Genomic DNA, 21,930 nt, shown 5'->3' with positions numbered 1-21,930 from the left:
CTTCAACACGATTGGTATGGCAATGTGCGCGAATTGGAAAACGCAATTGAACGCGCGGTGGTATTGTGTAAAGGAGAAAAGCTCTCTATCGATGACTTTCCAGAGGAAATAAGAAATTACGGGAAGGGGGGCATGGACAAGGCTTCAAACCCACAAGCCACCCTCCCATCGATCATAAACGAGTTTGAAAAAGACTACATTTTAAAAGTACTCGAAGAAAGCCAGGGGGTAGCTGCCGTCGCCGCTAAGAAGCTGGGAATCTCACGACAGACTTTACTGTATAAGCTAAAAAAACATAACATCTGGAGAGCCTATGAACATTAAATCGTAATTGGAATATAGGACGGAGTCCTCCGAGACGAGATCAACTTGTCCTGGTTAAACCACCTTTCCCGATGCAATGTGTCGAATTCGGCAATCAAGACCTCTTCGCAATTGGTTGGGGCAATAACAGGTACTTCGCCACTGTACAGCGGGTCCAACATGTAGACGGCGCTTGTACCTTGAAAACCAAGCACCGTGCCGACAAAATTGGACACAATGGTATAGGCCTGTGTGTCCAAAGCTGTTCGATTCCACATCGTGAGTACGCCCTCTGGGAACACGCCTTGGCCACTTCCCTTGTGAAAAGAAATCCGATTCCCAAATTCCCCGCGCCAGCTGGAAGGAATCGTAAGAATGTCAGCTCTCTTGACAGCCATCAGGCCAGACAGTTCAGGAAAAAGAACTTCGGAACCAATGAGTATTCCAATCCGCCCGATGTTGATTGAAAACACATCAACCTGGTCTCCAGCCATGGCCCAAGTTCTGTCAAACTGATTCAAATGAGTTTTACGGTGCACCCCAACAATTGTTCCGTGCGGTGAAATCAAGATCGCTGAATTGTATAGACGATCACGATCCCGCTCAATGAACCCGGCCACGACATATATCTGATGTATCATGGCACATTCGACAAGCTCCCGTATATACACGCTGTTGAGATCGTCTGCCAAACTGGCCATCTCGTCTTTTCCCCAGGATTCATCGACTCCAGTGAAACACAACTCTGGAAGGACAACAAGGTCCACCTCCTTGCCAGTGGATTTGCCTTGTGCCACGCACTGTGAAATCATACCCTTGATTTTCACCAAATTTTTGGCTTTCTCCTTGAGTATAGGTTCATACTGTATTGCGGCGACCTTGACATGTTGGGAGCTTTGATTCGCCGAATTGTTCCACGGAGCGATATGCAGCATGAGTTCCTTATAAAGAGCAGGTCGACGCTGTATGAAGCGTCTTCTTGCTGGATTATCATATAACGTTGGATCGATTGTGGCGTAAATCACAGTTGATTCATGGATATCTTGCTCAGGGGATGGAACAAAATCGGCCTCAGCTAACTTTTCACCAAATGGGGACCAAATGGCACTCGCTCCAACCATATGGAATCCTTGCTCTGTGTTCGAACGGTTCGCACTGACAATGAATAGTCCGTTTTCCTCAGCGCGAGCTTGTAAGATGGAAATCGTTTGGAGCGATGAATTGGTAGGGAAGGCCAGGATATTTGCCCCTCCCAAAGCCGCGAGCCGCGCCGATTCAAAGTAATTCGCATCCATACAAATATTTATCGCAATCTTTCCTATATCTGTATCAAATACCGGTACCCCAAGATTCCCGCTCAGGGCCCAATGGGCTTCAACTTCCCATAAATGGATTTTTCGATAACAACCGACAACCCCCTTGGGGCCAATAAGCACCGCCGAATTATAATAAAAGTTCGTTTCTAACTCAACTTCGGGCATTCCGACAACAACGTAGACATTGTATTGACGAGTTAATTCCGCAAACAACTCTGTCGTCACGCCAGGGATCGTATCGACGAACGGGGCAATGGCAGCCCGGTTTGGATAGCTATACCCCGTCGTCGCCATTTCTGGCGTAACAATTAGCTTTGCCCCAGCATTTGCCGCTCGCTCTACAATCTCGTATAGGGCTGCAAGGTTATGTTCTCTATCATTCAATCGTGGGTTAAACTGAACGGCCGCCACGACAAAGGGAGCCCTGTTCGTCACTGTGAATTTCCCCTCTTATCCTCTACAAATGAAGCCTCGTGAAGAATTCAATCTGCTGTTCCACTTGCCTCTGCCAATAACTCCACCAAATGAACGACTCTTGTTTGCTTTGACAGTCCAGCTTGATGGATTCCTAATTTCATTTGTAAGTAGCACCCAGGATTCGACGTGACGAGGACTTGTGCATTCACCTTCTTAACATCCGACATTTTAGCCTGCAGGATTGCGTCAGCCTCTTTCCTGTGAACCAAGTTATAGATTCCGGCTGAGCCACAGCAGGAAGTGCCGTTCGGGAGCTGTTTATAGGTAACCCCGGGCAAATTCTTGATGACTTGCACGGGCTCACTTTTGACTTTTTCAACATGATTCAGATGGCAGGAACATTGATATGTGACGACGGCATCGACAGCCTTCGCGAATTTACCTTGTTCAGATGAAGCAACAATTTGACTGATGTCCTGAACAGAGTCAGAGAACTTCCGCGCTCTCTCTGCCCACTCCGAGTCACCCTCAAAAAGATGTTTGTATTCGTAAAGCATAGCACCGCATCCGCCCGCATTGTGAACAATTACCCTGGCTCCACTTGCTTCAAATGCCATGATGTTTTTCTTGGCCAATTCTTTAGAGAACTCCAGATCCCCAGCATGAGCGTGAAGGGCACCACAGCAGGTTTGCTCTTCCGGGACAATTGGACTCCAACCCAAGTGTCTTAACAACTCTGTCGTCTGGCGATTGATAGAGGAGAACATCACGTCCATGATGCACCCGCGAAAGAACATCACCTTTTTATTCCCTTGCCGCGCGTGAATAGATTCTTTAGATTCTTTCCGGCGACGAACAATCGGCCCTTCAATCTTGGGCATAATCTCGACGAACTCCCGCAACGGCAACAGTCGGTTCATCAAACGCCAACGCCCAATCGTCTGCTGATAGAACCAAATAAAGTCGCCGAGAAGGTTAAGCCGCCCTTTGTCCGGCAGAAGATGTCGATAAATAGCCGTTTGAACCCGTTGACCCAACCCTCTCTTGGTGGAATGCTCCCGCAGCAAATACCGTGTTTGCTCCAGAATTTCTCCATACGGTACACCAACAGGACAGGCTTCTTCACAGGCTCTGCAGCCGAGGCATAGATCAATCGGTCCCTCTAAAAGAGACTCATCTGAAATCTTTCCCTCCGCGACTAGACGAACGAGGTTAATGCGTCCCCGCGGCGACTGCGTCTCGTTCCCGGTCGTTTGGTACGTGGGACACGCAGGTAAACAGTACCCGCACTGTACGCACTTCAATGTATCCGCATAAGGCAGTTCGGGCGATTTCATCTCAATACCACCCTGTTTCGCTCGTTGTTCGGTATGATTTTCCCGGGATTCATGATGTTCAACGGATCGAACGCTGCTTTAATCCGGCGTGTCATGTCAAGCCCTATCTCACCGATTTCCATGGGAAGAAACGGAGCCTTCATGGTGCCAATCCCATGTTCACCGGATAGGGTGCCACCAAGTTCGATAGCTGCGCGAAAGATTTCTGACACAGCTTCTTCTACCCGCTCCATTTCCTCATCGTCGCGAATGTCGCACATGATGTTTGGATGTAAATTCCCATCCCCTGCATGTCCGAAAACAACCAATTGAAGGTCATACTTCTCACGAATCTGATTCAATCGGCGAAACATCTCAGGGATTTGACTGCGCGGAACTGTTGCATCTTCTGAAATTTTCGTTGGTTTTATTCTGGCGATGGCCGGCGAAATCTGCTTGCGAGCAAACCACAATTGCTGCCGCTCGGTTTCATTCCGCGCAACTCTGACTTCTTTCGCGCCGAGTTCTAAACAAATGGCTTCAACCTTCTTGATCTCATCTCTCACGGCCTCCGGATGACCATCGACCTCAATTAATAAAGCAGCTTGTGCATCTGTCGGTAAGTTGCTCGGGCGATAGGATTCAACCGCTATCAAGCAAGCTTGATCCATGAGTTCAATGGCACAAGGCAGAATCCCGGAAGTTAAAACTTTGGAAATGGCCCGTCCCGATGAAACGAGATCGTCGAAAACAATCAGGGCAGTCCTTCGATCCTGGGGCCGAGGGACAAGCCGCAGAATCACTTCAGTTACAATTCCTAACGTGCCTTCAGAGCCAACAATCAACCTTGTCAAGTCGTAACCGGTGACGTTTTTTACCGTTCTTCCGCCCGTTCGCAGAACTCCACCCTCAGGCGTGACAATCTCCAATCCTAGAACGTAATCTCGGGTTACACCATATTTCAGTCCTCGTGGTCCGCCCGAGTTCTCCGCAACATTCCCACCGATTGTGGAAACCTCTGAGCTGCTTGGGTCTGGTGGATAGAACAGACCGTATGCCTCAGCTGCGCGATGAATTTCAGCCGTGTGAATCCCTGGTGACACGACGGCAACTAAGTCATCTGGGTAAACTTCCAGCTTATCTCTCATCCACGACGTATCAACAACAATACCTCCATATACGGGCAACGGCCCTCCACTCAACGAACTCCCCGTGCCTCGTGGATAGATTGGAACACGGTATTTGACCGCAGTCTGGACAATTTTAACCACCTCGTCCCGACTCACTGGCTGAATCACGGCGTCCGGAAGGAAGGTGCCAAAGGACGCGTCAAAGCTGTAACTCCAACGGTCCGCTTCATCCGTCAGTATTTCCCGTTGCAATTTACCGTGAAGTTCGCTTACTACCTGTGATGCGTCACCATAACTCATAGAGCAGGACTCCTTACGACTTCAAATATCCATTCCAGGGTGGCCCGGCTGTCCACGAAGCACACCCCGGACAGACAATTCAGGGGTCTAAATCAGGTGTTGAGAAGACAACCAGGTTCTAGCCACTTCGGATGGGTCCTTGTGCTGAACATCGACTTCGTAATTCAACTCCGTCATCGCGTCTGAACTTAACTTTGCGGCCAGCTTATTTAGCAGCGATTTCAGACCCGGATATTTCTTTAGAGTGTCCGTCCGAACGACGGGTGCCGCATAGTACGCCGGGAAGAAGTTCTTATCATCCTTCAGTACCACGAGATTGTAAGCTTTAATTCGCCCATCCGTGGACAGCCCCATACAGGCATCGACCTGATTATCCTTCAATGCGTTGTAAACCAGACCGGCATCCATCCTCACAACGTCCTGCGTGGCAAACTTAAAGCCGTACTTCTTTTCAAGACCTGGCAACCCATCGGATCGTCCATAAAATTCGTTATCCGTCGCGAACTTAAAGGACGGATGTTGGCTGACATACTTGGCCAAATCCGAAATGGTCTTAATTCCGTCCTTCCGAGCCTCAGATTTGCTCATGAGAATGGCGTAAGTGTCATCGACTTGGGATTGATCAAGCCAGGATAATCCACTCTTCGCGTCAAGTTGTTTTACTTTGTCGTACGCCACCTGAGGTTGTGACTCAGCGGGCTGTTTGTCGTAGACAACTAACGCAGTCCCCGTATATTCCCAATACATATCGATTTGACCGTGTTGTAACGCGGACCAAGCTACGGTGGAACCGAGGTTCGTCGATTCATTGACCTGATAGCCATGCTCTTTCAAGTAGATTGCGGTCATTTTTTCGAGAACCCGCTGTTCAGTGAAGTCCTTTCCACCAACAGCAACCGTCCCTTTGTTGCTAGCCATATTCCCACTGGTTGATTGATCGGAAGCCGTGCCACACCCGGCGGCAAGTGAAAGCAGCAGCGGAATGCTCAGCAATGAAGTTAGTTGGATTCCATTTTTCTTCAACATGATCACCTCTTCAATTTTGTGCTCGTAATCCCTTTGGAACGATAATCTTCTCTAGCCTTCCGAGTAAGAAATCGATAAAAAATGCTAAGAAAGTAACAGGAATGGCCCCCGCAAGCATTGTTCCTGTGTCGTCCAGCGAAATCCCCATAAAAATTAGGTCACCTAAACCACCTCCCCCAATGAGTGACGCAAGCGCTGCGGTACCCACGTTAATCACGATGGATGTCCTGACACCGCCAAGGATTGTTCGTGCCGCATTTGGCAGCTCCAACTTGAAAAAGATCTGTGTTGCCGTCATCCCCATCCCTTTTCCAGCGTCAAGGATTGCCGTATTGACACTTTCCAGTCCCGCGATAGTATTGCGCAGAATTGGAAGCAGAGAATAGACCCAGATTGCAAAGATTGCCGTTTCCATTCCGACACCCATGTAGGTCATTGCAAGCGCCATCACGGCCAATCCGGGGATGGTTTGTCCGAGGTTTGCAATGTTCTCCACGACAAATGAGAACCTTCTCATCGATTTTCTTGTCACAGCAATGCCAGCGGGCACCGAAATGATGACAGCCAACAGGGAGGAGATGCCAGCGAGTTGAAGGTGACGCACACACATAAATACCATTTGACTACTGTTTTCCACCATGTAAGAAAACGAGCCTAGCACGTAAGCCCACAACAGATAAGCCACAACGACAACGACAACAAGCAATCGGACCGTTAACTCCAGTTTTTGCTTCGCCATCGCGCTCCCCCACCTCAATTGGCCGCTGGTTCCATTTCGTTCGAATCATCCTCCAGAAAACGAGCGAGATCGTTGTAATGGATCACACCTGCGCAATTACCAGTTTTGTCTAACACGCTCACTTCGCCGTTCGGATCGGCTAGAATATGCGCAAGCACCGTTCGAAGATCTGTATCCATCTGCACGGCCACAGAAGGTTTACTTGAACAGATGCGTGTGATCCGTCGAGACTGCAGGAGCTGCCCAGCAGTAAACAAGCTTAGTCTCTTTAAGGACTTATCGGCTCCGATAAAACTTGAAACAAAGTCATTTGCGGGTGCCGAAAGAATCTCGTCCGGCGTTCCAAACTGCATGAGCTTACCCGACTTAAGAATGGCAATTTTGTCACCTAGTGTGAGTGCTTCGTCCAAATCATGACTCACGAAGACAATTGTTTTCTTTACGGTCTGTTGAATCTTCAAAAATTCACGCTGAAGGTGGTCGCGAATTATTGGGTCCAACGCTCCAAAGGGCTCATCCATCAACATCACCGGCGGATCTGCAGCCAACGCCCGTGCGACACCAATGCGTTGCTGTTGTCCCCCAGACAATTCCCATGGAAACCGTTTTGCATATTCTTTTGGATCAAGTCCAATCATCACCATCAATTCTTCGTAACGGTCGTGCATTTTAGCGCGACTCCAACCTAACATTTTAGGAACCGTGCATACGTTGTCGAAAATGGTCATGTTGGGAAATAGCCCCGTCTGCTGAATCACGTAACCAATCGTCCGACGCAGTTCAACTGGATTGACGCTATTGATGTTTCGACCGTTGACGATGATGTCTCCATTCGTCAATCCAATTAACCGGTTAACCATTCTGAGAAGAGTCGTTTTGCCACACCCCGAGGGACCGAGAAGAACACAAATTTCGCCTTCTTCTACTGCGAAACTCACATCATCTACCGCTTTCGTCGTCGCACCCGCCGACTGATAAACCTTCGTCACATGTTGAAACTCAATCATTATGGTGATGCCTCCTCTGTCCTAAGTCGTAGCTTGACGCTTCGGTGTATAAAGGCGTTGGACTGATGCCAATATGACGTCCGCACAGATGGCCAGCACGGACACCGCAACAGCACCGGCTTGAATCATGGTTGTATAACTATTCGAAATCCCTTGAGCGATGTAAACTCCCAGTCCACCTGCTCCAATATAAGCCGCGATAGCTCCAATCCCGATGGTCATGACCACAGCAACTCGCACCCCAGCCATTATGACGGGTATCGCGATTGGCAATTCTACCTTCAATAATCTTTGACGCGGTGTCATCCCCATCCCGACCGCAGCATCACGCACTGATGGGTCAACATTCTTAATAGCTAGGTACGTATTTCGAATAATGGGTAACTCGGAATAGAGAATTAGGGCGATGACTGCCGGGAGAAATCCGATGCCTTGGTTGATTAATGATAGAATTGGAATGAGAATGCCGAACATGGCAATGCTCGGAATCGTCATCACCATGCCTGCCAGAGCCAGGATAAATTCAGCTAGGGACTCCTTTTGGCTCACGTAGATCCCCAGGGGAACCCCGGTAACAATGGCAATCCCGACGGATGCCCCGACAAGTCGCAAGTGTTGCAAGGTCAATCCGACGGCTTCAGACCAGTGAGATTGAAAAAAAGCTAACAACTCCACGTTAAACAGCCCCTTGGTCCAGGTATTTGGAAGTTTATCTGATGCCTAACAATGCTTTTGGATTACTCGACAGCATATGTTCAATCTGGCTCTCTGAAATTCCACATGCTACGAGTTCTGTGACAAATTCACTTAGCGCTGCAACCGGAGGGATATTGTGCGTTTGACCATAATCGGTTACGAGCACGCAGGATTCAGCACCTAGTGCACGAATACTCGCAGCCATCTGTTCAACAGAAATGTCTCGAAAGTCAGCGCTACACGCCAGATAGCACTTCTCAATAAAAGCCCCTTGACGGGCCAGTAATTGTTGAACATCGCTCGAAAGAGGAGCAATCCCGAGGTCGGCGTGCTGAATCAAAATCTTCTCCACCTTGTGTTCTTTGGCAGCCGCCATGAGCGCAAGAACCTCTTCTTCGGACAAATGACCAGTTGCCAAGATGGCGCTTTCTTCGGAAATCAACGAGAGTATTTCATGGACTTCACTTAGGAGTTCCCTATCCTCGTCCCAAATCTCAAGCCCCTTTTCCGGGTGAACTAGAGCGCGATCTGTCGTAAAGAATTTGGTCTTCTTTTTCGCGAAGTGGTCTTGATGCTGCTTTGATGAAAAGGTTGGCATCCAAATGACTTTTGCACCAAGTCGCAGCGCAGCGTCGACCGCAGCAACAGACAGTCCGCCGGTAAAGTGGTTACAAACCAAGCCACCGTATACATGCAAACCAGGCTCTTTCATGCGAATCAAGTGAGCTCGGTCAACTGTCTGGGATTCATGGGACTTCAGCACGACGCCCGCCATCTGAGCTTCTTTCACATCGTGAATCAGTTCCCAATCGGACTGTTTGCGGGGGAAGATGCTTGGATAACTGTGGACGTGCATATCAATGCCGTCTCGCAGCAGAGGATGAAACCTGGACAATCGCCTTCACCTCGCTCGGTTCATCGCTTTCAAGAACTTAGAGAAGCAAAAATCGTGCCAAGGCACTGTGGCAAGGTTGTAATAGCCGCAAAGCAAAATACGCGAGGAATTCGTTAATTTTTTTTGACGTGGATTAAGATATTTTTACCTGTCACAAATCACTGGCAAAAGGATATGGAAGGAGAACCCTGAATGCTTCCTGGAGGCAATGAAATGCATCTTTGTACGGATAGGAACCGTGTTCTGAGGAAGATCTGGTTTGACAATCTCTCGGCGGGAGTCACGATGACCGGGACGGAAGGCGCACATTCATCGACCCGGTCCTGCGCTCTGCAGCACACTTATTAACAAGACACTGCCCCGTGGAGAAGAACGTAAAAATATTATTACAGAACAATCGGGAATGCGTTTGCATTCCCGATCCGCTGTATTTCATAATTTGATTTCATGGCTATCCCGTCAGTTCAGCAATGGTGATGGGACTGGCAGAAATGGATGCCTGTAGCAAGCGATTGAACCATTCGCCCTGGAAATGGCGACGGTTATACCGATACGTGTACTCACTCAGATAGGCTTGCAGATGCTTGCCCTTGATCCCGTGGTACGTACCCAGCAGAAAAGTTTTGGCGTTGGACACGGCGCGGTGCAGCCACTTCATATGGTCCGGATTATTCTTAGGGTCGAATTTCATCGCCAACACCGGCCGGTCTTGAGCCACGGGCGCGTAGGAGGGAAACCCGTCGCTCACGATGGTCGCTTCCTTCTCGACATGCTGATTCAGAAAGGCAGCGATGGTCTCACCCTTCACATTCTCGACGGCCTGCATGCGCAAGTAGCCGGGCTTCCCGTCGGGAGACAGCGACAGTGCGACGAGGGTGGGCGTCTTGTTGGTACCACGCCCTGGTTTCGGGTTCTCGCCAGGACCGCCGACGTACGTCTCGTCCACCTCGACGATACCGCCGAGCTTGTAGGATTGCTCGCGGGTGCGCATGGCGTGGCGGATCTTGTGCAGCATCGCCCAAGCGGTCTTGTAGGTGACGTCAATTTCGCGCGCAAGAGTCAACGCCGATATGCCCCGCTTGTCGTGGGATGCGAGGAAGATCGCCCAGAACCACTTGCGCAGTGGGGTGCGCGACTTTTCGAAGATGGTGCCGACCGTCAGGGAAGTCTGATGTCGGCAAGCGGACGACTGACACTGCAACAGGTGTCGGCTCCGGATCACGTAGAACCGGTCATGCCCGCACCGCGGGCAACGGAATCCATCAGGAAAGCGTAGGGAGAACAGGTAATTGCGGCATGCGTCGTCCGTGGGGAATTTGGCTTGGAACTCCAGAAGCGTCATCGGGCGCTGAAACATCGGCGCGTCGCCTCGGTCATGCATGATTCTAGTTTTTCAAAATGATTCTAGGAAACATGCGTTCGCGTATCAAGTCAAGCTGAGACATGGGGATAGCCATGTTTGATTTTCTTGACTTTCATAGTGAGGGCTAAACGTTCGCGGCGAAAAACTGAACTAAACGTTCGATAAGTGCTTGAAACTCTGGGTGATCCTTATACATAAAGTCGTTATGTTGTCCATCAATAAGATAAAACTCCTTTGGTTCTTGGGCTGCCGCAAAGAGACTTTGACCTTCCTCTAAGGGATGAAGCAAATTCCCCTTCCCATGCGCAACAAACAAGGGGATGGGCGACAGTTCCGCGACGACCTTTTCAGCATCTAAATTAAGAATTGATTCGGTAAACTCGATGGTGACTGGGTGTCCGAACCCTGGAATAGAGGAGAGCTCGACATTCACATTCTCGGTTGTGATCCTATCAAGCGGATAATGGTGGAAGGTTTCGACCTCTTTGGACTGACCACTGACAACCCTGAGAATTCGATCCTCCTTGACTTCCTCGAGTAAATGATTGAAATCGACATACGAATGTATGGTACGAAGCCATCTCTTTCCGTTATAAAAGCCGTTTAGGGCTGCCACAGCGAGAACACGGTCGTCCATCGCTGCAACACGCACGACATTGGACGCCCCCATCCCCCAACCAAGAATCCCGATTCTACCAGGATCCACTTCATCCTGCGTTTGTAGGAACGTAATGGCATTGATGATGTCTTTAACCTGTTCATCGAGAATAACCCGGCCTCTTGTTCCTTCACTCTTGGCAAAACCGCGATAATCAAATCCAAGGCATACGTAACCTCGTTTTGTAAATTCATGTGCAAACAATCTCGGATAAAATTGATTAAATCCTTGAAATCCGGAGTTGGGAATGAGAGCAGGCCTCCGTTCGCCTGGCTGAATGTCATCCGGCAGGTAAAGAGTTCCGTCAAGTTTGTATCCATCGCTGAAAAATGATACTTTCCGTTCCTGCATCTAAGAACCTCCTAAGTTTGTTGAGTTCGTACTCACCCCCCTCTTAGAGCAATTTCCATGCCAAGGAACGTACCAGCCAACGAAAGAGCGAAAAAACTATGCCCCAATCATCAACACATGCGGCCGAATCGACCGCTCACTCCGATTGCTGTCCAACTCCAGATGCCCATCTTTCAAGAAGCGCCAAGCACTCTCGAGATCTGGGCGGCTGCCTGGTAACATAATACAACCGCTGATTACCATTTTCATAGATCGTGGTGCCAAGCCGGCATGACCGTCTCTATGCGTACATTGAGTCATTACCGAGTCATTGTAGAGGTATCCTAATTTCAATTTTTGATTTTCTGCTTTCATCAATGTTTTCAACGACAATCTCATGTACTGTGGCTTTCATTGAAATTTTCGGTTTCTGAAATGGCGGATTGGAAAGCCCGTGTATTTTTGAACCGACCAACGGTTAAATGTGGAGTGTATGTAAGAGTGGGTCATATTTCGCCCGTAGATTGTCAATGGAATCCATATTCGAGAACTCAGGAAATATGTGTATAGCCCTTATCACTGGAATGACTACCCCCACTCCGCCGTACATACGGGTCCGCACACCGACAGTTCATGAAACTCGTTGCCACTGCGAGTCCGACGACACCCAAACGCCAATCGTGAAGGTTCCCATGCGTCGGCCGATGCTCACGGTGTTCAACGTTTCCAGCCAACCTGCGCCCATCCAAGCCGCATGATTTCACCAGAAATAGGCGGAAAGCTTGGTCGTGCTGTCCAATTCTCTCGAACTTGTCCCCGCGTACCCTGGAAAACATCACGACCCGGGGGGATGAGCATGAACTGGTTGTCCTCGTTTGTGATGGCCAACCTGATTGGAATCGGATCGAACCTCGACAACTGTGGCGTAGGCATTGCGTACGACACGAAAAATATAACCATTCAAGGCTGGGTCAACGCCATCATTAATGGAATCGGTTTTTGCACCACCCTGCTTGGAACGTACGCGGGCAGCTTGATTTCTCACTACATTTCCGCAGCAGGCGCGAGATGGGTGGCGTGCCTCGTGTTGTGTGCCATCGGCGTGTTCTCCCTCTATTCAGCGTACCTGCATCCGCGAATTTCGTCACCCCCTGCACCAGTGACGAAACTTGCCAGCCCCGGCCTCAAACAAGCGGTCATGCTTGGATTGGCCCTTTCCTGTACGAATATCGCAAGTGGATTCAGCGCGACGGTCGCCCATTCTGCCTCTGTATGGATAACCGTGTTGAGCATCACAGGATGGGGTTATATCATGATTTGGCTCGGAAACTCGATGGCGATTCGATTCCTGTCACGTCTATTGGGGAAATATTCCTCGCTTGCCGCTGGATTTTTGCTGATTGGTGTGGGTATCCATCAGGTCGTGTGAACGGCGCGGAACGTGAGAGATTCGCCAAGGCCTGGCGCCCGTCTCTGTCTGTCCCGTTATCAAACAAGCTCCTACGGACAGATGCTCCTTAGCCGCAGGAGCCCTCATCTGTTGCCCAAAGGTTGACGGTCCCGTCGCGAATGTCACAAGAATTGGACGACAAGCCTGCAGAAGTTACTGCAACCACCACCGAGTATTCGAACCACGCAGTGCGCCTTGCACAAACCCAATCAGACCTAGTTGGTCATGTACAGACGTACTGCACACAAACCATCCCCTACGCCTGGCGGCGTACACTCAGCCCATACTCCTGCTGAATGTGCTCCAGCAGACGGCCGCAGCCTTTGGTCACTAGTGCGTATACCTGCTCAAAATTCCCCGTATAATATGGGTCTGGTACGTTTTTGTCGTCCAGGTCGTCCACCAGGTCGAGCAGCCGCAACACACGTGCCCTGGATTGGCCAAGGCGGCGGATTCCGGTCAGGTTCTCCTCGTCCATGGCCACCACATAGTCAAACTTGTCCAGATCCGCCGGTGACAGCTGGCGCGCGCGCAGGCCATCCGCAGGAATCCCTTCTCGCGCCAGCACAGCCAGAGTGCCGCGATGGGGCGGATCGCCCACATGCCATCCGCCGATACCGGCCGAATCGACGGTGACCTGATCTGCCAGTCCCTTCTCCTCCAACATGTGGCGAAAGACGGCTTCCGCCATCGGTGACCTACAAATATTCCCAAGACAAACAAACAGCACCCGTATCAATCCCCGTCACTCTCCCCAGTCCTTGCCGCTCTCTCGGCCCCCGCCGAACGGACGAGGCATGGTCTGAAGCGGTTTCCAACTGCTATCATGGCACAAGCCGTAACTTCATTGCAAAGAAAGCCTGTCCCAGATGCACGAAAGACGATGCCCGCGTGAGCGGGCACGGAAGTGAAATAAGAAGATTGACCTGATGTTTAACGGCAGCGGTGGTGATGATGGTGGCGTCGATGCGACCTTTTCGCGATAACGATGGCCCTCTGGCCCGGCCGCAAGACAATGACCACGGTCCTACGCCGACGGCTCATGAAACCACCTCCCTGCAACGTATCCTATGCAGATGCGAACAAGCTCGCGTGGACAATCACCGTCGCCGGGCGGTGGATTGGACGTCCTCTGGATTTCTAGCATATTTCAAGCATCCTGCGTTACCCTTGCTGGCGGCAGGGCAATCCTGCCCTTGCCCTATCCCCCAAGAGCTACCCTTTCCCTGATGGCCCGCGGTTCGCCGCGGGACTTTTGTGTTCAGACTCAAGTTGCATCGAGCGAGGGGGACACGGCAACACTAGAGCGGTCAGAACACACAGCGCGAAAGGCAGGGAGAGATCCGATGGCACGCAAAGAACGCCCACTGGACGATGAAGCAGCACAGGAGGTTCGCGAAGCCGCCCGCGCAGAGGACGCGCGCCTGCAAGAGGAAGGATTGTCCATCATTCAGCAGCAGCTGCGCGACGCTTACACATCGGGTACAAGCGATGAACTATCTCCTGATCGCCTGGCGTCGAAACAAGACATGGAATAGCCCCGAAATCCAGGGTCAGTCCCCTATCCTGGCCCTCTCCTCGGGCCCGCTCCGTATGCCTGCGCCGCGCGGTCCAGAGGTGGCTGCCCGAGCCAGAACCCTCCTCTTGACACACTGCTATGTATCGGTTATAGTCTTGGGTGTTCAGCTCAATTGGCTCGGTAGCTCAGTCGGTAGAGCAGAGGACTGAAAATCCTCGTGTCGGCGGTTCGATTCCGTCCCGAGCCACCATCTTCTTCGTGCAGTGCGGAAGTGGCTCAGGGGTAGAGCATCGCCTTGCCAAGGCGAGGGTCGCGGGTTCGAATCCCGTCTTCCGCTCCAAGACGGCGCCATAGCCAAGTGGTAAGGCAGAGGTCTGCAAAACCTTCATCGCCGGTTCGAATCCGGCTGGCGCCTCCATATCCACCTGAGAAATGCAGCGGCTTCCAGTCTGGAGGTCGTTTGTTGATTTGTTCCATTCCTTCTCAGACACCCGTCGGGACGCTGAATCAGGATCTTCGTTTCCGCGCCACCGCCCCTTTGCGGCGCGTTTTCCCACTCCGCAGGTGAAACCGAATGTGCGACGCTGCCTTTTCCGCAGCCGCCCTGGCTTGGCGCTCGGTGTCGGCTTCCGCAATGACGTAGGCATACCGCTTGCCCATTGACAAGGGTGGAGTGAGGTACGCGTTCTTGCGCGGCTTGATAAACACCTCCCGCACGCCGGAAACCCGCCTGGCGCGCCGACGCCCGGTCACCTTCTTGAGATACCCTGATTTGTTCACCGTCAGATAGCAGGCATAGACACATTTGCTGTTTCGAGGCGACACGTCCGGTGTGTCACCGAACAGGGAACGAAGGGTCTGCTCGGCAAGGTTAAAGCCGTAGGCGTGCTCAATCAAACGATTCATGGCCGCCCCGGAGATGCGTGGGTTGACCTCGATGACCCGACAACCACCGCCGCTCCAGCGAAACTCGGTGTGAAAGGCGCCGGTCTTCATGCCTGTGCGCTGGCAAATATCGGTCACCATGTCCTCCACCGCTGCGGCCAATTTCCAAGGGATGGATGGGCGCAGGGAATAACCGGTGACAATGAAACGCTGCCCGAAGGTCACCACCTGTTCGACAATGGCCGCCACGTACACCTGCCCTTGATGCACTACCGCCTCTACCAAATACTGCGTCCCAGGCACGTAGGCCTCGACGAGGACGTCGCCATCTGGGTACCGTGCGCGCAGCCCGGCCACATGCCGTTCAAACTCGGACCGGCTCGCCGCAAACAGTACATCCTTCGATCCGGTGGAACGAGGCGACTTGACCACGATGGGCAAATCGAGCGTGAGCGACGGCACCTCGTGATGGGCCTTCACAATCTGGAAAGGCACCGAGTAGGGAGCCTCACGTAGACATTCGCGCAGGATAATCTTGTCCTGCATCCGTTCTATCGCTTCCACAGTCTGATACGGCATGCCCAGTTTTCGAGACAGGCGGGCCGCTTCCCTCACGTGAGCGTCTGTGAAGCTCACGACTGCGCTGACATCCAGACCTTCTTCGATGAGGCTCCGGACCTGTTCCTCCACTCGCCACGGATCTTTCAGATCGACCAGCACCATGCGGTCCACGTACGGGAAGTCGTCGCGCCTGTGCAGAAAACCGTGGCGGTCCGTCAACAACGCTGTCGTGAACCCCAACCGCTTGGCCGCTTCGATAGCGTCCTTGCTGGAGCCAGACTGGCTGCATCCTAGAAAGACCAACGACTTCACTTGGCCACCCCCATCCGCGAGTAAACTGGGCCGACTGGCGACCGCCCTCACCCCCCTCGTCCGACACCCACGTAGCGAAACCCAGCCTGTACAACTCGCGCTGGATCCAACGCATTACGGGCATCGAACAACCAGTCCCCCCGCATCAGGGGCCGCAGTTCAGGCCAGTCTGTATCGATCAATTGCGGCCATTCGGTCACCAATACCAGTGCGTCCGCGTCCTTCACCGCTGCGGCCACCGTGGCGGCCGGAATCAACTCCGGGCAAACGGAGACGGCGCGCGCGGCCCCGGTCGGATCGTACGCAGATACCTCGGCACCCTCCGCCGTCAGCGCAGCCGCCAGGCGCAGCGCAGGGGCCTCGCGCAGGTCGTCCGTATGCGGCTTGAAGGTCACGCCAAGCAGGGCGACGCGCAGGTTTTGCAAGTCCCCCAGATACCTCCGCATGACATCCAGAAACCAGGAGACCTGTGTCTCATTCACCGCGGCTGCCTCCGCCACGATGGACAGTGGAACACCACAGCGATGGGCCTGGTGCAACAAAGCGCGCACGTCTTTAGGAAAGCAGGAACCGCCGTAGCCAATGCCTGCCCGCAGAAAATCGCCACCGATGCGAGGGTCCAGCCCCATGCCGTGCGCCACCGTCACCACATCCACCCGCATCTGGTCGCACACTCGCGCCAGTTGATTGATAAACGAGACCTTGCTGGCCAGGAACGCATTGCTGGCGTACTTAATCATTTCCGCGTTGCGAGGTGTTGTCACTACCCACTGGCTAGCGAAACCTCGATACACCATCCGTAGCACCGCCAGCACCCGTTGGGAATCGATTCCTAGGACGATCCGCTCAGGCGCAAGGGCGTCCGTCACAGCTTGACCCTCGCGCAGAAACTCAGGATTGGAGACGACGTCAAACGGAATCTGCAACCTGCGCCGCCCCAGCTCCCCTGCAATTTTTTCCCGCACCTGCTCACAGGTCCCCACCGGCACCGTGCTCTTGATGACGACGATGGTGTACCTGTGCATGTGCCGTCCAATGGTCTCCGCGACGCTGAAAACAAACGACAGGTCACAACTTCCGTCGGCGGCCGCCGGCGTACCAACGGTGACAAACACCACGGGGCAATCCGCCAGCGCATCGGCCAGCGTGGTCGTGAAGCGCAGGTGGCCCGTCTGGCGGTACTTCTGCAGCCGCGCCGCCACTCCCTGTTCGTAGATGGGTGGCAGGCTGGCCTGCAGTTGCCGGATTTTCTCCACATCAATGTCGACGCCAACCACCTGGTGCCCATGCGCGGCCAGAGCCACCGCCGTACATACCCCGACATAGCCCATACCGACAATCGCAATATTCACCGTCCGCACCCCTGCTTTTCTGCCAAGCTCACGATTGCCGTCCATACAAACGCCGCATGTCCGCCACCTGCCGCTCGATACCTTCCGTCAAACCAACCTGGGGACGAAACGCAAGCCGCGCAGCCGCCTTCTCCATATCGGCGTAAGTTCGCCGCACGTCGCCCGGTTGCGCGGGACAGACCTGGCGCTGTACCGCCACAGAGCAGACGGACTCTATGATGGCCAACAAGTCATTGACGCTGGCACGATTGCCGCCTCCGATATTGAACACATCCCCTGCTCGGCCCAACTCCGCGGCCGCCAGGTTGGCGTCCACCACGTCGCCGACATAGGTAAAATCGCGCGTCTGCTCACCGTCCCCGTAAACTGTCACCGGCTGACTGCACAGGGCGGCGCGAATGAATCGATGCACAGCCATATCCGGGCGCTGACGAGGCCCGAAAACGGTGAAGTAACGCAGCGACACCGCCCGGATTCCGAATTCCGATGCGTATAGCCGGCACAATTGCTCAGCCGCCAACTTGCTGACGCCGTAGGGAGAGCGTGGGCTGGTGGGGGCGTCCTCCGCCAGCGGCCCCTCCATGTCGCCGTACACGGACGATGAGGAAGCGTAGACGACCGTGGGTCGACGTATGGCATCCAGGTTTTTTACCGTCTCAAGCAGCCGCTGTGTGGCCAGGACATTGCCTCCTAAATAATCCGCAAAGGACGTCCCCCAACTGCTGCGCACCCCAGGCAGCGCTGCCAAATGAAAGACCACGGCGGCCCGGCGCGCAAGTTCCTCGAGGTCTCCCGCGCACAGGTCGACCTCCATGAAATGGAACTTCGGGTGCCCAGCGGCAGCGCGCAGGTTCCTCTCCTTCACCCAGCGCGGATAGTTACCAGTCATGGCGTCCAGGCCGATGACTTCGTGCCCTGAGGCGAGCAGCCTGTCACACAGGTGAGACCCGATGAAACCGGCGCAGCCTGTGACGATGACGGTGCTCATGGTGTATTCTCCCAGACATCAAGGATCTCTTGGGCCACCCGCCGCCACCGGTATCGGCTTTTGGCCAGGCGCCGACCGTTTCTCCCCATCTTCCGGCGAAGACTTGGACTCGCCAGCAGCCGGCCAACCGCCTTCGCCATCGCACGCGGGTCTTCCGGGCGCTTCACAATGAACCCGTTCTCCCCGTGCGCGATGACCTCGGGATTGCCCCCGCGAGCCGTGGTGACAATCGGCAGGCGAGCCGCCATCGCCTCGTAGTGCACGCGCGCCAGGGGTTCCTCCCACTGGGACGGACAGACAAAAACATCTCCCAGCCAAAACCAGCGATGAATTTCGTCGGCCGCGACAAACCCGGTTGTGACAACCGGCAGCGGGCATCTGTCCGCCAGCGCCTTGACATAGGCAACGTAATCGCTCATCTCGTTGTCGCTGTACCACCTGCCGCCCACCAGCACCAAGGCCGCCTCGGGATGCGCCTGGGCCAGATACCACATGGATCTGACTAGGACGTCCGCTCCCTTTTTCGGCGACAGACGGCCGACAAACAGCACCACGCTGCGCCCTTCGATGCCATACAGCCCCTTCAGTTCCCGGCGCGCCTGCTTAACTTGATCACGGTGACGCCGCGGATTGTAGCGCTGCACGTCCACTCCCGAATAAATGGTACGCAGCCGCGGCTGAGCCTGCGGATAATCCTGCACGATCCGCCGTCCCACGTAATCGCTTACGGTGACGATGCGTTCACAGGCTTGAATGGCTGTATCGGCCTCGTCGTGAGATATCTTTCCAGGCAGAAACATATCGTTGTGCATGCTGAGGATGATGCGAGCCTGAGGCGCCTTCTGACGCACCCCTTGGACGAGACGCGGCCGGTTGAAGATGTGAATCAAGTCGAAACTGGAGCCCGCCTTCGCCAAGAACGTGAGGACATGTTTTTCGTAGACTCCGAAAATTTTGCCCGGAAAGCGCACGTAACGCACGTTTTCCACTGTTTCGTCTGCGTCCAGTTCCGGGTCGGCCACGCCAAGCACGGTCACGTCGTGGACACGCGCCAAGTAGGGCAGGACACCGTCGATGTAAGTCTGAATCGCCCCGCCGCGCACGGCTGGAACGGGCAGCTTCTCGGTGACTATCAACAGCACCTTCATGCCTTGCTCACCCCCAGCACCTGGGCAAGTTCTTGGAGCGCCTGCCACTTGCTCGCCTCGGAGGTCGCCACCTGAGCCAACACTGGTTCCAACTCCATTCCCATAAACTCCACCGGGCGGAAGACCATCTCCTTCACGTTTTTGTAGAATTCGTTGGGCAATGAAAAGTCCACCAACAAGACCTCCAACACCTGCCGTCGGACCGGGTTCGCCTCACGGTAGGCGTCAATCATGCCGCGCATCCACTCCACGTCCCAACGCCCCGCGTCTTCCATGGTCGAGCTGATCAACTTCCTCAGGTCGCGGATGGGAAGGTCGTACGCCACCCCGTCTAGGTCGATGATCCACAGTCCACCCGGACCACGCTGGCCGTTGGACCAACCGTAATCCTGATGGGCGAGACCCCAGGCAGACTCACCGCGCTGGATGAGCTTGCGATACGGTGATGCCTGAAGCCGCTGATACGCTTCCCAGGCCTGCGCCGCGAATTTGTCCACCACATCAAGCAGCGCTTGACTGCCCGGGACGTCCTGGTACACCTCTCCAAGGTTGCGAAACCAACCTATCTTCACCGCCATCTTTCGATACGCCTGTTCCCATTTGTACAGGCGAGAGGCGCGCCGCGCGCGGCACGGAGCGATGAATCCCCGAGAGCGGCGATGGAATTCTCCCAACCCGTAGCACAATTCCTGCGCACCCGCCAGGTCCACTTTGGAGACTGGCTGCAGCGGTTCAATCCAGTCCGTGACAATCCACAGTTTTCCGCCCGCCTGGCTGTACAGCCGTCCCTTTTTCGACGTCACGAGCGCCGGGACACGCGCCTTGCGGCGGACCAGATAGTCCTGTGCGGCCACCGCGAAGCGACTGCGCTCCGGAGCGCGGTGCAACAGCTTCAAGCTGCGCGGCCCCCGGTCAGTCTCCAGCTTCCATATCGCTCCGCCTTTGTCCGACTTGGCAGTGATGAGTGTCATGCCGGCCACGTTCATGTCGTAGCGGGCCATCACACGTTCGGCAGCCGCTTGCACCTCCGGGGGAACCATCTGGTCTGGATTTGGGTATCCCCTGTCCGCCCATGGCCCAACTGGCATCGCCATCCCTGTCCCTCCTCCCCATGTTGCCACAGTGTATTGGCAGACAGGACGAACAGTACAGGACTCAAGACCAGTAGGCACCATCTATGGGCCGGAGACTCAGGCAGAAGGGCCGATGCGAGCGAAGAAGCGGCACTTGTCCGAACCTCTGCCGCTCGGCAACAGCCCCCTCGCATGACAGTGCCCTCGCTTCGCAGACGGCAAAGCGAGGGCACCTGTCGCTATCAGACGAGTCTACTGCAACCTCGGGCGTTTAACCAACCCATTCATTGAAGTAGGCCAGCGTACGGGTAAAGGCGTCGCGGCTGGCGGCCACATTGTAGGAACGGCGCGTATCATTGAAGAAGGCGTGATGGGCGCCCGGATACACTTTGTATTCGAAGTCCTTCCCCGCCTTGCTCATCGCCTCCGCCAGCGCAGGTGCGGTAGCGGTCAGCTGCGCGTCCAACTCGCCATAAAACGCCCGGACCGGGCACTGAATGGCGGCGATACGCTCGTCCTTGGGCGAACGTCCGTAATACATGACTGCACCTTTCAACTCCGGATCATGACTCGCCAAATGAGCCGCCAGCGCTCCGCCCAGGCAGTAGCCCACAGCAACCACACTCTGGCCCTTACTCAACTGGCACTGGTTACGCAAAAAGTCAGCAGTGGCACGCAGTTGATCAGTATAGTTGTCCACATCCAGACCGCTGAACAAGGCGGTCATCGTCTCTCTCACGCGCTGAGGCTCGTCCCCCGGCAGCTTCGCCAGCTCCGCGTCGCGCTCAGCCGGATTGCCCCACGCGGTGGGCGGCAGCTTCTCCATAAACGCTTTCACCGCCTCCACCCGATCACGATGCAGGGCCTCCGGGCGCTTGCCGCCGACAGCGTACAGATCTGGGGCAAACGCCACATAGCCGGCCTTGGCAAACCGTTCGGTCACGTCCTCAATGTGCTGGTCCACCCCCCAGACTTCCTGCAGCACCACAACCGCCGGCAACGGCGTCTGCGCGTGATCCTGCACGGCCAGATAGCCCATGTAGCGGTCGTCTGCGCCGTAGCGCACCCAGCGAGTATCCAGTCCCATGATGAACCCTCCTTCAGCGTTCAAATGTTTCGGTTGCAGAAACAGAGTACAAGATGAAC

Annotated in this window: 21 protein-coding genes, 3 tRNA genes and 1 pseudogene; 6 read left to right on the top strand and 19 right to left on the bottom strand. The window is 54.1% G+C overall.

Features of this window, described 5'->3' with window-relative positions:
- A partial coding sequence (locus ASH01S_RS11190) for an AAA-type ATPase lid domain-containing protein (protein ID WP_281178219.1) occupies positions 1 to 324 on the top strand: 324 nt, incomplete at its 5' end.
- Here ASH01S_RS11190 and ASH01S_RS11185 read toward each other — a convergent pair.
- The 12 genes and pseudogenes from ASH01S_RS11185 to ASH01S_RS19675 all read right to left on the bottom strand — a co-directional run bounded on the left by ASH01S_RS11185 (position 321) and on the right by ASH01S_RS19675 (position 11,739).
- The gene (locus ASH01S_RS11185; protein WP_067928019.1) at positions 321 to 2,054 is read right to left on the bottom strand and encodes a nitrilase-related carbon-nitrogen hydrolase; all 1,734 of its coding nucleotides are present in this window, start codon (positions 2,052 to 2,054) and stop codon (positions 321 to 323) included. The two genes, ASH01S_RS11190 and ASH01S_RS11185, sit on opposite strands and share 4 nt — an antisense overlap.
- Before the next feature lie 47 nt (positions 2,055 to 2,101).
- The gene (locus tag ASH01S_RS11180; protein ID WP_245629036.1) at positions 2,102 to 3,103 is read right to left on the bottom strand and encodes a (Fe-S)-binding protein; all 1,002 of its coding nucleotides are present in this window, start codon (positions 3,101 to 3,103) and stop codon (positions 2,102 to 2,104) included.
- 45 nt (positions 3,104 to 3,148) lie between these two features.
- Positions 3,149 to 3,373 (bottom strand): annotated as a pseudogene (locus ASH01S_RS19270) (4Fe-4S dicluster domain-containing protein); the annotation flags it as partial.
- Positions 3,370 to 4,782 (bottom strand): FAD-binding oxidoreductase, encoded by a 1,413-nt coding sequence (locus ASH01S_RS11175; RefSeq protein ID WP_067928011.1) that lies wholly within the window; start codon positions 4,780 to 4,782, stop codon positions 3,370 to 3,372. The gene ASH01S_RS11175 and the pseudogene ASH01S_RS19270, both read right to left, overlap by 4 nt.
- Positions 4,783 to 4,869: 87 nt before the next feature.
- The gene (locus ASH01S_RS11170; RefSeq protein WP_157067103.1) at positions 4,870 to 5,808 is read right to left on the bottom strand and encodes an ABC transporter substrate-binding protein; all 939 of its coding nucleotides are present in this window, start codon (positions 5,806 to 5,808) and stop codon (positions 4,870 to 4,872) included.
- 10 nt (positions 5,809 to 5,818) lie between these two features.
- Entirely contained in the window at positions 5,819 to 6,547 is a 729-nt protein-coding gene (locus ASH01S_RS11165) for an ABC transporter permease (protein ID WP_067928008.1), read from the bottom strand.
- Positions 6,548 to 6,561: 14 nt separating this feature from the next.
- On the bottom strand, positions 6,562 to 7,554 hold the full coding sequence (locus ASH01S_RS11160) for an ABC transporter ATP-binding protein (protein WP_067928005.1): 993 nt from the start codon (positions 7,552 to 7,554) through the stop codon (positions 6,562 to 6,564).
- A gap of 21 nt (positions 7,555 to 7,575) precedes the next feature.
- Entirely contained in the window at positions 7,576 to 8,229 is a 654-nt protein-coding gene (locus tag ASH01S_RS11155) for an ABC transporter permease (RefSeq protein WP_067928000.1), read from the bottom strand.
- Between the two features lie 34 nt (positions 8,230 to 8,263).
- Entirely contained in the window at positions 8,264 to 9,145 is an 882-nt protein-coding gene (locus tag ASH01S_RS11150) for a DUF6282 family protein (RefSeq protein WP_245629035.1), read from the bottom strand.
- 451 nt (positions 9,146 to 9,596) lie between these two features.
- Positions 9,597 to 10,502, bottom strand: coding sequence for an IS1595 family transposase (locus ASH01S_RS11145; RefSeq protein ID WP_067927996.1), 906 nt, complete (start codon positions 10,500 to 10,502; stop codon positions 9,597 to 9,599).
- A gap of 130 nt (positions 10,503 to 10,632) precedes the next feature.
- Positions 10,633 to 11,517 (bottom strand): alpha/beta hydrolase, encoded by an 885-nt coding sequence (locus ASH01S_RS11140; protein ID WP_067927992.1) that lies wholly within the window; start codon positions 11,515 to 11,517, stop codon positions 10,633 to 10,635.
- Between the two features lie 96 nt (positions 11,518 to 11,613).
- Positions 11,614 to 11,739: an IS66 family transposase gene (locus tag ASH01S_RS19675; protein WP_373278572.1), complete on the bottom strand. Its 126-nt coding sequence runs from the start codon at positions 11,737 to 11,739 to the stop codon at positions 11,614 to 11,616.
- A gap of 637 nt (positions 11,740 to 12,376) precedes the next feature.
- On the opposite strand from ASH01S_RS19675, the gene ASH01S_RS11135 reads away from it, so the two are divergent.
- Positions 12,377 to 12,925, top strand: a complete 549-nt coding sequence (locus ASH01S_RS11135; protein ID WP_169794227.1) for a manganese efflux pump MntP — start codon at positions 12,377 to 12,379, stop codon at positions 12,923 to 12,925.
- Positions 12,926 to 13,202: 277 nt separating this feature from the next.
- On the opposite strand, the gene ASH01S_RS11130 is transcribed toward ASH01S_RS11135, so the two are convergent.
- Positions 13,203 to 13,685, bottom strand: a complete 483-nt coding sequence (locus ASH01S_RS11130) for a low molecular weight protein-tyrosine-phosphatase (protein ID WP_083517073.1) — start codon at positions 13,683 to 13,685, stop codon at positions 13,203 to 13,205.
- A gap of 607 nt (positions 13,686 to 14,292) precedes the next feature.
- Between ASH01S_RS11130 and ASH01S_RS11125 the strand changes: the two genes are divergently transcribed.
- The 4 genes from ASH01S_RS11125 to ASH01S_RS11110 all read left to right on the top strand — a co-directional run bounded on the left by ASH01S_RS11125 (position 14,293) and on the right by ASH01S_RS11110 (position 14,883).
- Positions 14,293 to 14,484 carry a hypothetical protein gene (locus ASH01S_RS11125; RefSeq protein WP_067927981.1) on the top strand — a complete coding sequence of 64 codons (192 nt, stop codon included), beginning with the start codon at positions 14,293 to 14,295 and terminating at the stop codon, positions 14,482 to 14,484.
- 155 nt (positions 14,485 to 14,639) lie between these two features.
- Positions 14,640 to 14,715: transfer RNA gene (locus ASH01S_RS11120), tRNA-Phe, on the top strand.
- Positions 14,716 to 14,730: 15 nt separating this feature from the next.
- A tRNA-Gly gene (locus ASH01S_RS11115) sits at positions 14,731 to 14,805 on the top strand.
- 4 nt (positions 14,806 to 14,809) lie between these two features.
- A tRNA-Cys gene (locus tag ASH01S_RS11110) sits at positions 14,810 to 14,883 on the top strand.
- An 89-nt stretch (positions 14,884 to 14,972) separates the two neighbouring features.
- Here ASH01S_RS11110 and ASH01S_RS11105 read toward each other — a convergent pair.
- The 6 genes from ASH01S_RS11105 to ASH01S_RS11080 form a co-directional block, all read right to left on the bottom strand.
- A complete protein-coding gene (locus ASH01S_RS11105; RefSeq protein ID WP_067927978.1) occupies positions 14,973 to 16,223 on the bottom strand; it encodes an ATP-grasp domain-containing protein in 1,251 nt (416 codons plus the stop codon).
- 47 nt (positions 16,224 to 16,270) lie between these two features.
- A complete protein-coding gene (locus ASH01S_RS11100) occupies positions 16,271 to 17,575 on the bottom strand; it encodes a UDP-glucose dehydrogenase family protein (protein ID WP_169794226.1) in 1,305 nt (434 codons plus the stop codon).
- Positions 17,576 to 17,603: 28 nt separating this feature from the next.
- Positions 17,604 to 18,563, bottom strand: a complete 960-nt coding sequence (locus ASH01S_RS11095) for an NAD-dependent epimerase/dehydratase family protein (protein ID WP_067927972.1) — start codon at positions 18,561 to 18,563, stop codon at positions 17,604 to 17,606.
- Positions 18,560 to 19,711, bottom strand: a complete 1,152-nt coding sequence (locus ASH01S_RS11090) for a glycosyltransferase family 4 protein (RefSeq protein WP_067927969.1) — start codon at positions 19,709 to 19,711, stop codon at positions 18,560 to 18,562. Before ASH01S_RS11090 ends, ASH01S_RS11095 begins: the two co-directional genes overlap by 4 nt.
- Positions 19,708 to 20,805: a CotS family spore coat protein gene (locus tag ASH01S_RS11085; protein WP_067927965.1), complete on the bottom strand. Its 1,098-nt coding sequence runs from the start codon at positions 20,803 to 20,805 to the stop codon at positions 19,708 to 19,710. The genes ASH01S_RS11090 and ASH01S_RS11085 overlap by 4 nt, the downstream gene beginning before the upstream one ends.
- A 250-nt stretch (positions 20,806 to 21,055) precedes the next feature.
- Positions 21,056 to 21,871, bottom strand: a complete 816-nt coding sequence (locus ASH01S_RS11080) for a dienelactone hydrolase family protein (RefSeq protein ID WP_067927961.1) — start codon at positions 21,869 to 21,871, stop codon at positions 21,056 to 21,058.
- Positions 21,872 to 21,930: the final 59 nt, after the last annotated feature.

Source organism: Alicyclobacillus shizuokensis NBRC 103103, assembly GCF_001552255.1.
Classification (GTDB): domain Bacteria; phylum Bacillota; class Bacilli; order Alicyclobacillales; family Alicyclobacillaceae; genus Alicyclobacillus_G; species Alicyclobacillus_G shizuokensis.
This window is presented reverse-complemented; position numbering and strand designations above follow the sequence as displayed.